General features: G+C 57.4%; 15 protein-coding genes. 3 read left to right on the forward strand and 12 right to left on the reverse strand.

Annotation, left to right across the window (positions count from 1 at the left end; genetic code table 11):
- Positions 1–8 precede the first annotated feature (8 nt).
- The gene (locus ACA064_RS24200) at positions 9–824 is read right to left on the reverse strand and encodes an SDR family oxidoreductase (protein WP_497670381.1); all 816 of its coding nucleotides are present in this window, start codon (positions 822–824) and stop codon (positions 9–11) included.
- 332 nt (positions 825–1,156) lie between these two features.
- On the opposite strand from ACA064_RS24200, the gene ACA064_RS24205 reads away from it, so the two are divergent.
- Positions 1,157–1,309, forward strand: coding sequence for a DUF3309 family protein (locus ACA064_RS24205; RefSeq protein ID WP_497670382.1), 153 nt, complete (start codon positions 1,157–1,159; stop codon positions 1,307–1,309).
- A 69-nt stretch (positions 1,310–1,378) separates the two neighbouring features.
- Here the strand turns inward: ACA064_RS24205 and ACA064_RS24210 are convergent, their stop codons facing one another.
- Together ACA064_RS24210 and speE are read right to left on the reverse strand one after the other, a co-directional pair.
- Positions 1,379–3,466: an LTA synthase family protein gene (locus ACA064_RS24210; protein ID WP_497670383.1), complete on the reverse strand. Its 2,088-nt coding sequence runs from the start codon at positions 3,464–3,466 to the stop codon at positions 1,379–1,381.
- A 302-nt stretch (positions 3,467–3,768) separates the two neighbouring features.
- Positions 3,769–4,644, reverse strand: coding sequence for a polyamine aminopropyltransferase (gene speE / locus ACA064_RS24215; RefSeq protein ID WP_497670384.1), 876 nt, complete (start codon positions 4,642–4,644; stop codon positions 3,769–3,771).
- A gap of 177 nt (positions 4,645–4,821) precedes the next feature.
- On the opposite strand from speE, the gene ACA064_RS24220 reads away from it, so the two are divergent.
- A complete protein-coding gene (locus ACA064_RS24220) occupies positions 4,822–5,295 on the forward strand; it encodes a methylated-DNA--[protein]-cysteine S-methyltransferase (RefSeq protein WP_497670385.1) in 474 nt (157 codons plus the stop codon).
- A gap of 52 nt (positions 5,296–5,347) precedes the next feature.
- Here ACA064_RS24220 and ACA064_RS24225 read toward each other — a convergent pair whose 3' ends face one another.
- The 4 genes from ACA064_RS24225 to ACA064_RS24240 form a co-directional block, all read right to left on the reverse strand.
- The gene (locus tag ACA064_RS24225; RefSeq protein WP_497670386.1) at positions 5,348–5,539 is read right to left on the reverse strand and encodes a PLDc N-terminal domain-containing protein; all 192 of its coding nucleotides are present in this window, start codon (positions 5,537–5,539) and stop codon (positions 5,348–5,350) included.
- A 71-nt stretch (positions 5,540–5,610) separates the two neighbouring features.
- Positions 5,611–6,141: a hypothetical protein gene (locus tag ACA064_RS24230; RefSeq protein WP_497670387.1), complete on the reverse strand. Its 531-nt coding sequence runs from the start codon at positions 6,139–6,141 to the stop codon at positions 5,611–5,613.
- Between the two features lie 217 nt (positions 6,142–6,358).
- A complete protein-coding gene (locus tag ACA064_RS24235) occupies positions 6,359–6,877 on the reverse strand; it encodes an ankyrin repeat domain-containing protein (protein ID WP_497670388.1) in 519 nt (172 codons plus the stop codon).
- A 93-nt stretch (positions 6,878–6,970) separates the two neighbouring features.
- On the reverse strand, positions 6,971–8,809 hold the full coding sequence (locus ACA064_RS24240; protein ID WP_497670389.1) for a long-chain-acyl-CoA synthetase: 1,839 nt from the start codon (positions 8,807–8,809) through the stop codon (positions 6,971–6,973).
- Between the two features lie 489 nt (positions 8,810–9,298).
- Here ACA064_RS24240 and ACA064_RS24245 point away from each other — a divergent pair, with 489 nt between their 5' ends.
- Positions 9,299–9,574: a DUF3509 domain-containing protein gene (locus ACA064_RS24245; protein WP_497674318.1), complete on the forward strand. Its 276-nt coding sequence runs from the start codon at positions 9,299–9,301 to the stop codon at positions 9,572–9,574.
- 71 nt (positions 9,575–9,645) lie between these two features.
- Here the strand turns inward: ACA064_RS24245 and ACA064_RS24250 are convergent, their stop codons facing one another.
- The 5 genes from ACA064_RS24250 to ACA064_RS24270 all read right to left on the reverse strand — a co-directional run bounded on the left by ACA064_RS24250 (position 9,646) and on the right by ACA064_RS24270 (position 13,227).
- Positions 9,646–9,867, reverse strand: a complete 222-nt coding sequence (locus tag ACA064_RS24250; protein WP_497670390.1) for a response regulator transcription factor — start codon at positions 9,865–9,867, stop codon at positions 9,646–9,648.
- A 263-nt stretch (positions 9,868–10,130) separates the two neighbouring features.
- Positions 10,131–10,814: an acireductone synthase gene (gene mtnC, locus ACA064_RS24255; protein ID WP_497670391.1), complete on the reverse strand. Its 684-nt coding sequence runs from the start codon at positions 10,812–10,814 to the stop codon at positions 10,131–10,133.
- Positions 10,815–10,818: 4 nt separating this feature from the next.
- The gene (locus ACA064_RS24260) at positions 10,819–11,364 is read right to left on the reverse strand and encodes a 1,2-dihydroxy-3-keto-5-methylthiopentene dioxygenase (protein WP_497670392.1); all 546 of its coding nucleotides are present in this window, start codon (positions 11,362–11,364) and stop codon (positions 10,819–10,821) included.
- 100 nt (positions 11,365–11,464) lie between these two features.
- On the reverse strand, positions 11,465–12,085 hold the full coding sequence (locus tag ACA064_RS24265) for a methylthioribulose 1-phosphate dehydratase (RefSeq protein WP_497670393.1): 621 nt from the start codon (positions 12,083–12,085) through the stop codon (positions 11,465–11,467).
- Positions 12,082–13,227, reverse strand: coding sequence for an MFS transporter (locus ACA064_RS24270; RefSeq protein WP_497670394.1), 1,146 nt, complete (start codon positions 13,225–13,227; stop codon positions 12,082–12,084). Before ACA064_RS24270 ends, ACA064_RS24265 begins: the two co-directional genes overlap by 4 nt.
- Positions 13,228–13,248: the final 21 nt, after the last annotated feature.

Here is a 13,248-nt window from a genome sequence, read left to right on the forward strand (position 1 = left end):
GAGCAAGTTCAGCCGGCAGTTTGTTTAGTCTTGGCGCGCATCTTGTCGGCCATCTGGGTCATTTCGTTGTAGAGCAATTGCGGATTCTTCTGCTTCAACGCCCAGGCCATGCGCCCCTGTTCGTGAGGCAGAATCATGAACTCGCCTTCGGCAACATGCTGGTAGATGTAATCGGCGATGTCGCTGGCGCTGATCGGAGAGCTTTCCAGCAGTTTACCGACCTGGGCTTTCATGGCCGGTGTCGGGCCACGGAAGGAATCCAGCAGGTTGGTCTGGAAGAATGACGGGCAGACCACGTGTACCGCGATCTCCAGGTGTGCCAGTTCAATCAGCAGGCTTTCGGATAACGCCACCACACCAGCCTTGGCCACGTTGTAGTTGCTCATGGCCGGGCCCTGCATCAAGGCCGCCATTGAGGCGATGTTGATGATCTTGCCTTGGCTTTTTTCCAGCAACGGCAAGAACGCCTTGCAACCTTTGACCACGCCCATCAGATTGATTGCGATCTGCCAGTCCCAGTCTTCGAGGGACAGTTCACTGAAGAAGCCGCCCGAAGCCACGCCGGCGTTGTTGACGATCACATCAATGCCACCCAGCTTCTCTTCGCAGGCCTGGGCAAATGCGGTCAGCTGGCTGTAATCGCGCACATCGCAACGCTGCACAAAGCCGTCGCCACCGGCTTCGCGTACCAGTTTCAGGGTTTCTTGCAATCCGGGTTCACTGACATCCGACAAGGCCAGCTGCCAGCCTTCACGGGCCCAGCGCAGAGCGATTTCGCGACCCAGGCCGGACCCGGCGCCAGTGATCATCATGCGATTTTGCATAGGAGTAGCCTTGTTGTTCTGGGGAAGATAAGCCGCAGTGTAGCGAAGGTTTTTCCGCCACCCACGCACCATCAGAGTGCTGAATGCCTCAGGCAAACTTTCGCCCGATAACCGGCCGATGCGGCTCGCAGGAGCGTGCTATACCCAAGAAGAACGATAACGCTGTCGGGTGAATAAAAAGAAATAAGCCTGGCATCGAAAAAACATTAGGAACAACTTGAATTATCTGCCGATCGGGAGAGTCGGAGATATTAAGGGGCTCGGATATTGCAGTCGGGCTTGTCGTTAAAACCGCTACGGTCTTTCCAGCAAATACCATTAAGGAAGTCGACATGAGCACCATTCTTATCGTTATTCTGATTCTCCTGCTGGTGGGTGGCCTGCCGGTCTTCCCGCACTCCAGAAGTTGGGGGTATGGCCCGTCCGGGATCCTCGGTGTGATTCTGGTAGTGCTATTGATCCTGCTGCTACTCGGCAAGATATAACGCTCTGCCGTCTTTCAATGCTGCAAAAAAAGAGGCCCGCATGGGCCTCTTTTTTATTGAGCCGGCCCCTTAGTCCGGCATACCGTTCACAACGCCTGCGGTGTTATCGAGCAGACTTTTGGTGGCTGTCTGCAGGAAAGACTCGAGCTTTTTCTTCATCTCGGCAGTTTCCGGCGCATCCGGGATGATCGCGGAAGTCGGCTTGGCACCCAGTTCGTACTGGTACATCTTCGGCTCCATACCTTTGGGAAGAACCAGAATGCGGTCGGCCGTGACAATCGCTACCGTCTGTTCGCTGCCCGAAGGTTTGATCACGCCAAAACCAGTGTCGCCTTGCGGCAGGTTCAGCATATCGCGGCCCCAGCACTGATGACGCACTTCACCACCGAGCCGGCCCATGATGGTCGGCACGATGTCGATCTGATTGCCCACGGTGTGGTCAAGCTTGCCGAACTTCTCCTGGATGCCCGGCCCGATCAGCAGAAGCGGCACGTTGAAGCGGCCCAGGTCCATTTCGGTGATCTGGCGCTCGTCACCGAAACCGTGGTCGCCAACCACGACGAACAGAGTTTCCTTGAAGTAAGGCTCTTTGCGCGCCTTCTCGAAGAACTGACCCAGCGCCCAGTCGGAGTAGCGCATGGCGGTCAAATGCTCATTCAAGCTACCGCGACCAGTGACCGGATCGACCGGTAGCGGGTTGGGCAAGGCATAAGGCGTGTGGTTGGACAGGGTTTGCAGCAACGCATAGAACGGTTTTTTGTCTTCGCGGGCTTTCAGTTCTTCCAGGCCACGATTGAACATGTCCTGGTCGGACACGCCCCAGGTCGAGTCGGAAAACACCGGGTTGACGTAGTCTTTGCGGCCGATGAAGGTGGTCATACCCTGGTTACTGAAAAAGCCCGCCTGATTGTCCCAGGCAAAATCGCCGTTATAGACATAGACGTCGTCGAAGTCACGGGCGCTGAGCAGTTGCGGCAGGCCGGACAGCTTATGGCTGCCTTCCGGAGTCTGCATCAGGTATTCAAAGCCCGGCAGGTTCGGGAAGCAGCCCATGGTGGCGAACATACCCTGGTGGGTATGGGTGCCGTTAGAGAAGAAACGGTCGAACAATAGGCCTTCTTTCGACAGTTCGTCGAAGTACGGCGTGATGTTGCTGTCTGCACCCAGGGCGCCTACCGAGTGACCGGCGAAGCTTTCCATGAGGATGATCACCACGTTCTTGATCGGCAGGGTCTTCTCGGCCGGTGGTGTGTAATCGCGGCGTACGGCCGCAATGTCGGCGTCGACCAGTTTTTCGTCGGGTGTCACCAGCATTTCGCGCACGGTCTGCTGAGCTTCCGGCTGCGGCAGAGTGGCCTTCCATACATTGTCACGGTGTTCGGAAAACCGGCTCTTGGCGGCCTCGACCAGCGACAGCGAACCGTTCAGGCCCAACTGGTTGGCGAAGTTCGAATCGGTGGTGTAGACGTCACCCCAACGCAGTGGCGGACCTTGGCGCAAGGTGCCACGGGCAGCCACGACGCAGACCAGCAGGCACACCACGAAGACGCCGACGCGGGCGTACCACGGAGCGATCTGCCGCGTGCCGATGCTGCCACCGCTGAATGGACCACGGGGCCGGGTCGCACGGTCGGCACCCTTGAAACCCAGGCTCAACAGCCAGGTGCCAACGGCCCAGGCCAGCAGATAGCGGACCACCGGAAAACCATACCAGAGCATGCTCATCACGGTTTTCGGGTCTTCCTTCACGTACTGGAAGACCAGCCCGTTGAGGCGCTGGTGAAACTCGCGATAGAAGTCCATCTCCATCAGGCCCAGGAACAGCGCGATGCTGGAAACGAGGGTCAGCCAGAAACGGAAGAATCCGCGGGCAGCCATGGCCCGGGCACTGAACAATGCCAGCACCAGCGGGATGCTGAGGTAGATCACCAGGCGCAGGTCAAAGCGCAGGCCATTGGCAAAGGCTTCGAGGAAGGTCGAGGCCGGGGTGTCGAGGATCATCTCCCGGTTATAAACCAGCAACGCCACGCGCAGCAGGGAGAGCATGACCATCATGACCAGGGCACAGAGCAAGGTATAAGCCAGATGCGATTTGACGGTCGGTTGCAGCAGGCGACTTGAAGCTCGCTGCTGACTCAGGGCGTCCGGGATTGACATGTCGTTTTAGGACCCATTGGAAGTTGAAGTTTCAAAAATACAGCTGCGTCTGCCCTCTCATTGCCAATGATTGGCAGCGGGGATTACGCGGTGCGCAAATGTTGCACGATCACTCGCGGCATTGCCATTGATTACTGGCATGCCCTCAACCCGGCCTTGCAGGGTCTGGAAAAGAGACCATAGGAGGTTGAAAGCAGGAAACATCGCGGGCGAATTGTCTTGGAGCGGTTGTGAAAATTTCGTTTAACGAATATTTGGACACATAAAAAAGGGCCTTGCGGCCCCTTCATCAACATGACTGCTTAGTCATTGCTCGGTTTGTTGACCGCCTGCAGTACATATTGCGGCAAGGCAAACGCACCAATATGAATTTCAGGATTGTAATAACGGGTGATGATGCCGCTGCCGGCGAAACGCTGACGCAGGGTGTCGAGGGGCAATTTGCGGTAGGCGGTATTGGTCGCGCCCCAGGCGAAGGTCATCGCGCCGCCGATATAGGTCGGCACCGCCGCCTGATAGAAGTGCCAGTCCGGGAACAGGCTACGCATACGGCCGGCAGTGGTTTGCACTTCGCTCAGCTGCATGAACGGCGTGCCGTTCTGAGTCACCAGAATGCCGCCTTCGTTCAGGCAACGGCGGCACGCCTCATAGAAATTTTCCGAGAACAGCACTTCGCCCGGGCCGATCGGATCGGTGGAGTCGGAAATGATCACGTCGAACTTCTCTTCGGTGGTCGCGACGAAACGCATGCCGTCGTCAATCACCAGGTTCAGGCGTGGATCATCGAACGCACCCTTGGAGTGGTTCGGCAGGAATTCCTTGCACATCTCGACCACAGTGCCATCGATCTCGACCATGGTGATGTGTTCAATGCTGCGGTGCTTGGCCACTTCACGCAGCATGCCGCCGTCACCGCCGCCGATGATCAGCACACGCTTGGCAGTGCCGTGGGCGAGGATCGGTACGTGGGTGAGCATCTCGTGGTAGATGAACTCGTCGGCTTCGGTGGTCTGGATCACCCCATCCAGCGCCATCACGCGGCCCATGCGCGTGTTCTCGAAGATCACCAGATGCTGATGCTCGGTGCGCACTTCATGCAGCAGCTTTTCCATGCGAAAACGCTGGCCATAGCCTTCGTAGAGGGTTTCCAGGTATTCGCTGTTCTGGGTAATGCTCATGGGTAAGTCCCCCGGTGAATGCTGGTGGCAACGGACGGTTACCCGCCCATGATGGGCAATCGACAATAGGCTGTGCGTTCAATTGGCCAGGAAGGCGCGCATTCTACGTCGCAGAACATGACAGGTCGAACCTTCTGGCTCTATCTTTGTGTCTGATCTTTCTCCGGAACCCACTCGATGTTTTACCGTTATCTACCCAGCCCGATCGGGCCGCTGCTGCTGGCCGGCGATGAACAGGGGCTGCGCCAGCTGTACATGGACAACCACCAGCACTGGACGCCGCCGCAGCAATGGGTCGAAGCCGGCAATCAACTCGATACCGTCTGTCGGCAACTGGATGAGTACTTCGAGGGCAAACGCGAGTGTTTCGATGTACGCCTGGCGCCCCAGGGCACGGCATTCCAGCAAAGGGTCTGGCAGGCTCTGCAGGAAATACCTTATGGCCATACCTGGAGCTACGCCCAATTGGCCGAGCACATCGGCAACCCGAAAGCGGTACGTGCGGTCGGTACTGCCAATGGCACCAACCCGATATCGATCATCATTCCCTGTCACCGAGTGATCGGCAGCAACGGCACGCTTACCGGTTATGGTGGAGGACTGGAGCGCAAGCAGGCACTGCTGCAGCTTGAGGGTGCGTGGTTGATTTGATACGGCATAGGGTCAGTGGTGCGACCAATAGATCGCAGCCTTCATCGTCCCGTTATATCCGCACATTGCCCCGCGGCCCGGCGATCGCCCAGATGATCAGGCCCAGTACTGGCAACAAGAGAATCAGCAGCACCCAGACTATTTTCATCCCGGTTTCGACGCCGCTCTTAAGAACGTTGATGATCGCCCAGATATCCAGGGCGAGGATGATCAGCCCGACCAGGCCATTGAAGGTAGAACCCATGGTGTCGCTCCTTAGTGAGGGTTTGCACACTTAGGATAGCCGGGCTTGATAAGGGTTCCGTTTTATTGCACTCAGACGTGAATTGCCACTCGCAACGCTTCCAGGGAAGGCGCAGCGTTGATACCGACTTCAGCGCACAACTCCAGTACCCGTGGCACGTCGTTGCCATACACCAGCACCGCCTGGATTTCGTCATCGAGCAGTTGGCTGAAGTTCATCAGCACATAACCGCCCTTTTCCGGATTCATGGCGCTCAGCTGGATCTGGATCCGGTTGAGCGCGGTCAGCGCTTCGACCTTGGCCAATTGCTTGGGCTTGATGTTGAAGGTTACGCCCGGGCCGAACGAGGCGACGATCTGTGCGAACAGGTCCATATAGGTGTCGGCCTGGAACAATACGGTTTCCGGCAGGCTGCCGACTACGATCCACTCGCCCAGCGGGATCGGAAAGGTTTCGTCGTAGTTGATGTCCGGATTGGCTGCCAGGAAAGCATCCGCGTCGGCGTAGGCCTGCGCGGCTTCGTCGGCGATCCGTACCACTTCATCCTCGTCCATGCACCCGGAGCTGATTTTGCTGATGAGTTCAACGAGCGTGGTTTTCATGGGCGGATCCTGTAGCGAGGGAAATTTGAGGGCGCGAAGGATAGCGCATTGCGGGCTTGCTGTGGCGAGGGGGCTTGCCCCCGCTGGGGCGCGCAGCGGCCCTAATACCTGAAAACGCGTTGTATCAGGCACACCGCGTACACTGGGTTTACGACTGCTGCGCAGTCGAGCGGGGGCAAGCCCCCTCGCCACAGGGAATTTCGTTTGCCCGAAATACTCAACCCAGCAACTTTTCCAGCTGCGCCGTGGTATCTGCCGCGCCCATGGTCTTGGCAGCGTCCAGTGCGGACACGCCATTGGCGTCTTTGGCCTTCGGATCGGCGCCTTTGCTGATCAGGTAGTCGACGATTGCCGTGCGGTTGAACATCGCCGCCATCATCAACGCGGTGCGACCGTCAAAAGATGAACCTTCGACCTGAGCGCCGCCTTCGACCAGCACTTTGACCACCGCCAGGTCACCTTTGAACGCGGCACCGGCAATCGGGCTTTGGCCATTATCGTTGCGGATCTCCGGGTCGGCCTTGTGCTCGAGCAGCACCTTAACGGCATCGGCATGCCCGTGATAGCTGGCGAGCATCAACAAGGTATCGCCCTTGTGATTGCGCAGGTTGACCGGCAGACCCTTGCTCAGCAATGCGGCGAGCATGGCCGCATCGCCTTCACGCGCCTTGTTGAACACCTGCTCGGCAAACTCCGCAGCTTCTTCTTCGGTCATCTGGCGGCTTTTGTCTGACATTCGGGACTCCACATTCACTTCGTAAAACCGTTAGTTTCCCGAGCCGCCCCGAGCCTGTCATCCCTTTTTTCTCAAATCGAGCAATAGCCAGAATCAATAGCGGAACTTGCCACCGTGAATATCCGCCAGCACCTGCTCGGTGACTTGCACGTATGTATCCGATCCCGGCAACCAGGCATAGATCGGGTCATCTCCGGTTTTTGCCGGGTCAAAGGCTTCGTCCTTGAGCCGGACTTTCTGATATTTGAAGGTGCCGGTGGTCTCCATTTTCACTTTCACCCGCAAGAACAATGGCACTGCATAGGCTGGCATTTGCTCTCTGGCGAATTGCAGCAGTTCACTGAAATCCAGGGTGGCCAGGGATTCGGCCGGAGTAATCGCGGCCATCCCGGCACGCCCGTTGGTATTGCTGATCTCGACGCCATAGGCCACCGCCTCGGCGATATGCGGATGCTGCAGGAGAATGTTCTCGACCTCGGTCGTCGAGACATTTTCGCCCTTCCAGCGGTAGGTATCGCCCAGGCGGTCAACGAACTGTGCATGGCCAAAACCGATATTTCTCAGCAGGTCTCCGGTATTGAAGTAGCGATCGCCCTTCTCGAACACATCATGAAGGACGACCTTTTGGGTCTTCTCGGGATCGGTGTAGCCATCGAGCGGGGCCTTGTCGTCAATCTTCGCCAGCAGCAGCCCCTGCCCGCCCTTGGCGACTTTCTGCATGAAGCCGGCCTGGTTGCGAATCGGCGCACAGCTGTCATGGGCATATTCCACCAGCTCCCAGGACATCAGGGAAAAACCGATGGTGTTGTCAAAGTTGAGGATGTTGGTGAAGCCGATATTGCCGTCACTGGCGGCGTACAGTTCGCAGACGTGCTTGACCCCGAAGCGCTTCTTGAACTCACCCCACACCCCTGGGCGCAAGCCGTTGCCGATCATTTTTACCACGCCGTTGTGAGGGTCTTCGACGCTCGGTGGCTGGTCGATCAGGTAACGACACAATTCACCGACATAGCCAATGGTGGTGGCGTTGAACTTGCGCGCGTCATTCCAGAACTGACTGGCGCTGAATTTGCGGCGAATGGCAAACCCTGACGCCCCGCAGATGGCGGAGCCCCAGCAGACGCAAAGACCGGTAGCGTGGTACAGCGGCAAGGTGCAGTAAACGACATCTGCCGGGCCCATGTTCAGGGCGATCATGCCGAAACTGACGGAAGTCCTCGTCCAGCGCCCGTGCTTGAAAACCCCGGCCTTGGGCAAGCCGGTGGTACCTGATGTGTAGATATAGAAACAAGGGTCATCGAAATAGATCTGCTGGCTGCTGAGCGGATTATCTGTCGAGCACTCGGCACTGGCGGTCATCAGGTTGATAAAGCCTGCGGGCACCTTGCCGGGGTCGCGGCAAGTGTCCTGGTCGGCGACACACCAGACTCTGCCCGGATCAATGGCGACCTGCTGGCGGACTGCCGTAAACGCCTGCGCCAACTCCGCCCCGACCACGATTGCCAGCGGTTTTACCAGATTCAGGCTATGCACCAGCACATGCTGGGTCTGCGAGGTGTTGAGCATGGCGCCGATAGCGCCCACCTTGGCGACGGCCAATACCGTGACCAGCAGTTCGGGTCGGTTCTCGATAAAAATCCCGACCACGTCACCTTTGCCGATGCCTTGGGCAATCAGGTGATGGGCAATACGGTTGGCCCACTGGTTGACCTGTGTATAACTTAACGAAACGTTACTGTAGAGCAGTGCCGAACCTTGGGGATTGCGCAACGTCGCTTGCTCGAATGCCCGACCCAGACCACAGGGTTGATTCGGCTTGCTTACATTGGCGACCTTGAGCCCCTTGACCATCCGTGGGATGGTTTTGGCAATGGATGGCAACTTTCGAAGCATCATGCCCCAGGTAATCATGCCGTTTGAGTTGCTGCTCATGGTTGCCACATTCCCTGTCCGCTATTAAAACCTATGGGGGTTCTGTAGACCGTTAAATGTCAAAAGACACTCTTTGCTGTTCAACTAAAACAGTTAACAAAACCCGTGAAACAGGATGAAAAATACGCCAGCCATTCTTCGGCTGTACATGGAGGATTTGAAAAGTTTTGTATCTCTCAACCGCATTGCCCGCTATCTCGCGGACCCATGCCGGGTTTCTACAAACCGGTATCCCGTCCGCGCAATGGAATTTTTCCCGCCGGGCGACGGTCTGACCTTTACCGGGAATTCTCTGCGTGCCGAAAAAGCCGGAAAACCACGCAAAATGCAGGATGCACGATGGCCATTCATGCAAATTGCACGGAATCGGAATTTTACGGTATCTGTAACTTATTGATTTATAAGAGCTTTCAAAAAATCAAATACTGGCACAATCACTGCACCTATCACTCCACGCTTGCCATTCACGAGCTAACGGAGCTGATAGACATGAGCATGATCCAAGAAAAATTCGCTTCCCTGTTCTCCAACTTCGAAGTCACCATCCAGGCACGGCCGGACGGCGGTATTTTGCTTACACTGCGCAATAGCGAAAAACAGCTCAAACGATCGATTTCCTATGCGCAGCTACATGCCGGTGACCAACTGTCCTGGGTGATCAGCGCCATTCGCCGCGACCTGGCGGAACAGGCCAGCGAGTTGCCACAGATTTCGATGTTGCAAAGTCAACACCGCTTTGCCCTGCCGACCTATCACTCGGTCTGAGACAAATATCTGCTGCACCTGCCCAGGTCGTGCAAGCCTTCAGGCTTCACGGCCTGGTGTCGTTTGGGGGGTCAATTCAACAACCCCCTGTTCAGCGCCTCGCCCACAGCCTGAGCTCTGTTGGTCACTTCCAGCTTGCAGTAGATATTGCTTAAGTGGAATTTGACCGTAGCTTGGGATATGTCCCGAATCACACTGATCTCCCACACCGTTTTACCGGCCTTGGCCCAGCGCAGGATTTCCAGCTCCTTGGCGCTCAATGGCTTGCCCACCGGGCGCTGTCGACGTCTCATTCATGACTCCCCCTCTCACCTTGAACAATCGCACCGCTGCCAACATAAACACTGCGTTTGACAGCCATGCACACAAAGGCGAAAGGGTTACACAGACATGAGATTTAACAAGGAAGAAAGGCACTAAAGAGCGAAGCCCTACAAACTAACAAGCACCTTCCTACGCGACCTAATAAACACAACTGAGTCAGCGTCTATCAAGTCGACTGTCGGCCTGTTCGAGTTCGGCTGGATACCAAGTATCAGTGGTCAGCCGTTGCAACTCAGAACGTTGACGGGTCTATTGGCGCAAAGCTGCTCAGGTTCAGATGCCCGACCAGTTCACCACCCTCGCGCACCAGCCCACAGGTGACCATCCCCGCTTCCCGAGCCGCGTCCAGTTCCTCGACGATATCGGACAAAAACAGAATCTGCCCAGGCTGACAGCCAATCGCTTGAGCAATGCGCTGATAGGACTGCGCTACGCGCTTGGGCCCCGAGGTGGTATCGAAATAGCCACTGAACAACGGCGTCAAATCACCCGCCTCGGAGCAACCGAAAATCAGTCGTTGAGCCTGAATCGACCCGGATGAATAAACAAAGAGTTGATAGCCATCCTGATGCCAGCGTTTTAGCGCTTCGACCGCATCCGGGTAGACGTGCCCTTTGAGCTGCCCGGCCTGATAACCCTGCTCCCAGACCATCCCTTGCAGGGCCTTGAGCGGTGTGGCCTTGCGGTCTTCGGCAATCCAGTTCAAGAGAATCTGGATTACCCGCTCGACGTCAGCCGTCGGCTCGCCACTGTCCTGACGAACCGCCTGCAGTTGCTCGGCGACGTCCGACCGATCGGCGTTCTGCCGGACAAACTCCGGAAGATGTTTTGCGGCATAGGGAAACAGCACCTCGAACACGAAACTCACCGCGCTGGTAGTGCCTTCGATGTCGGTGAGAATGGCCTTGATCGACATTCGCTCAGTCCTCCAGCCCAGGGAAACGGCGGGCGATATCTTCGCCGGTGAACTGCGCCACCCAGCCCTCGGGATTGTTGAACATGCGGATCGCCACGAAGTGCGGGTTCTCGCCCATGTCGAACCAGTGCGGCGTACCGGCGGGAACCGAGATCAGGTCGTTCTTCTCGCAGAGTACGGCGTACACGTAGTCATCGATGTGCAGGGTGAACAGACCACGGCCGGCGACGAAAAAGCGCACTTCGTCTTCGCCATGGCGGTGCTCATCGAGGAACTTGGCCCGCAGTTCGGCTTTTTGCGGGTGATCGCTGGTGAGGCTGATCACATCGACGGTGACGTATCCGCGCTCGGTCATCAAACGGTCGATCTGCTCCTGATAGGTGGCGATTACTTCTTCCTGACTGGCGCCCGGCTGGATCTTTGCGGCGGCTTGCCAGCGGTCGAAGCGCACACCTTGCTCGGCCAGGGTCGAGGCAATATCGTCGAAGTGGGTCAGAACCTTGTTCGGCAGTTCCGGACTGGATACGTGGTAAACGGACAGGCTGCTCATGCTGGCAACTCCTCGGTATCGGCAGCGCCCTTCGGCTTTTACAGGCCGGTCAGGTGGTGCGTTTCATCAGACGGTAGGCTACTTCTGAAGAAGTAAGCGATTAACGGTTGAGCACGGAGCGGGTCTTCAACTCGCACTCGAACAAAAACTCAAAGGCTTCGATCTGCCGTAGCGCATCACTCATCCGCGCGCCCCAGGTGTAGACACCATGGCCGCGGATCAGGTAACCCACGCAATCGGGGTGTGCCTCAAGCCAAGGCTGCACCTTGGCGGCCAGTCGAGCAATATCCTGATCATTATCGAAGATCGGCACCCGTACTCTGGATTCGTGGGTGGAGACGCCGCTGAAGGCTTTTTGCAGTTCGTAATCTTCGAACTCGATAAAGTCTTCAACGGTCAGCCGCGAAAGCACCGTGGCATTCACCGAGTGCGTGTGCAACACCGCGCCGATGTCCGGGCGCCAGCTGTAGAGCTGGGTGTGCAGCAGGGTTTCGGCCGAGGGTTTCTTGCCCGGCTCCAGGCTGTTACCGGCCAGGTCGGTGGCCAACACGTCATCCGGACCCAGTTGCCCCTTGTGCTTGCCGGAGACCGTCAGCAAGGCCTGGCTGGACGACAGGCGGGTCGAATAATTGCTGCTGGTGGCCGGCGACCAGCCGCGACCGTAGAGAAAACGCCCGGCTTCGATGATTTCCAGGGTCAGCTGTTCACGGGTAAGGCTCATGGCCTGTCCTCTTGCATACGAATGGCAATGATAACGGCTGCGGCCAGGGCGGCGAGGCTGGCAATACTAAAGGTCAAAGTCGCCCCCAGGACATTCCAGCTATAGCCGGAATACAATGCACCCAGCGCACCGCCGGTGCCGGCCAGTGCGGCATACAGCGCCTGGCCCTGACCTTGCTGGCGCGCGCCAAAGCTACGTTGCACGAAATGGATGGCAGCTGCGTGAAAGCTGCCAAAGGTGGCCGCGTGCAATATTTGCGCGAACAGCAGCACCCACAAAAACTCGGCAAAGGAGCCGAGCAACAGCCAGCGCAATGCGGCCAGCAGGAAACTCGCCATCAACACCCGGCGCACCGAGAAGCGCGCCAGAATCTTGCTCATGGCCAGGAACATCAATACTTCGGCGACCACACCCAGGGCCCAGAGCATGCCGATCAAGCCACGGCTATAACCCAGGTGCTCAAGGTGCAGGGTCATGAATGTGTAATACGGCCCATGACTCAACTGCATCAGCGCCACGCAGACATAAAACGCCAGCACGCCGGGGCTGCGCAACTGCTTGAGAAACCCCTCTCCAGTCAGACGACTGCCCTGGACCGGCTGGGCATTCGGCACCCAGACGCTGCTGACGACGATCCCGGCCATGATCACCACCAGTGTCACCGGGTAGATGTCCAGGCTCAGCCATTCGAACAAACGCCCAAGCGCCACCACTGTGATGATAAATCCGATGGACCCCCACAGGCGGATCTGACTGTAACGGAAAGTCTGGCCGTTCAAGTGCGCCAGGGTAATGACTTCGAATTGCGGCAACACCGCATGCCAGAAAAACGCATGCAGCGCCATGACCATCGCCAGCCAGGCATAGCTCTTGCTGACGAAGATCAGCGAGAAGGTCAGCAGTGTGCAGACCGCGCCAAAACGCACGATAGCCAGTCGGCGTCCGCTGTAGTCACCCAGCCAGCCCCAGATATTCGGCGCCACGCAGCGCATCAGCATCGGGATTGCCACCAGTTCGCCAATGCGCGCACTGGAAAACCCCAGGTGATCGAAGTACAGCGCCAGAAATGGCGCCGTCGAACCTAGCAAGGCGAAATAGAACAGATAGAAACTGGATAGCCGCCAGTACGGGAGCGCCGCCACGGCTGTCAGACCGTGGCGACT

The organism is Pseudomonas sp. LBUM1658, from assembly GCF_059716055.1.

Coding starts and splice junctions, on each gene's coding strand:
- ACA064_RS24200 (WP_497670381.1), bottom strand. CDS start 824: ATGCAAAATCGCATGATGATCACTGGCGCCGGGTCCGGCCTGGGTCGC.
- ACA064_RS24205 (WP_497670382.1), top strand. CDS start 1,157: ATGAGCACCATTCTTATCGTTATTCTGATTCTCCTGCTGGTGGGTGGC.
- ACA064_RS24210 (WP_497670383.1), bottom strand. CDS start 3,466: ATGTCAATCCCGGACGCCCTGAGTCAGCAGCGAGCTTCAAGTCGCCTG.
- speE (WP_497670384.1), bottom strand. CDS start 4,644: ATGAGCATTACCCAGAACAGCGAATACCTGGAAACCCTCTACGAAGGC.
- ACA064_RS24220 (WP_497670385.1), top strand. CDS start 4,822: ATGTTTTACCGTTATCTACCCAGCCCGATCGGGCCGCTGCTGCTGGCC.
- ACA064_RS24225 (WP_497670386.1), bottom strand. CDS start 5,539: ATGGGTTCTACCTTCAATGGCCTGGTCGGGCTGATCATCCTCGCCCTG.
- ACA064_RS24230 (WP_497670387.1), bottom strand. CDS start 6,141: ATGAAAACCACGCTCGTTGAACTCATCAGCAAAATCAGCTCCGGGTGC.
- ACA064_RS24235 (WP_497670388.1), bottom strand. CDS start 6,877: ATGTCAGACAAAAGCCGCCAGATGACCGAAGAAGAAGCTGCGGAGTTT.
- ACA064_RS24240 (WP_497670389.1), bottom strand. CDS start 8,809: ATGAGCAGCAACTCAAACGGCATGATTACCTGGGGCATGATGCTTCGA.
- ACA064_RS24245 (WP_497674318.1), top strand. CDS start 9,299: ATGAGCATGATCCAAGAAAAATTCGCTTCCCTGTTCTCCAACTTCGAA.
- ACA064_RS24250 (WP_497670390.1), bottom strand. CDS start 9,867: ATGAGACGTCGACAGCGCCCGGTGGGCAAGCCATTGAGCGCCAAGGAG.
- mtnC (WP_497670391.1), bottom strand. CDS start 10,814: ATGTCGATCAAGGCCATTCTCACCGACATCGAAGGCACTACCAGCGCG.
- ACA064_RS24260 (WP_497670392.1), bottom strand. CDS start 11,364: ATGAGCAGCCTGTCCGTTTACCACGTATCCAGTCCGGAACTGCCGAAC.
- ACA064_RS24265 (WP_497670393.1), bottom strand. CDS start 12,085: ATGAGCCTTACCCGTGAACAGCTGACCCTGGAAATCATCGAAGCCGGG.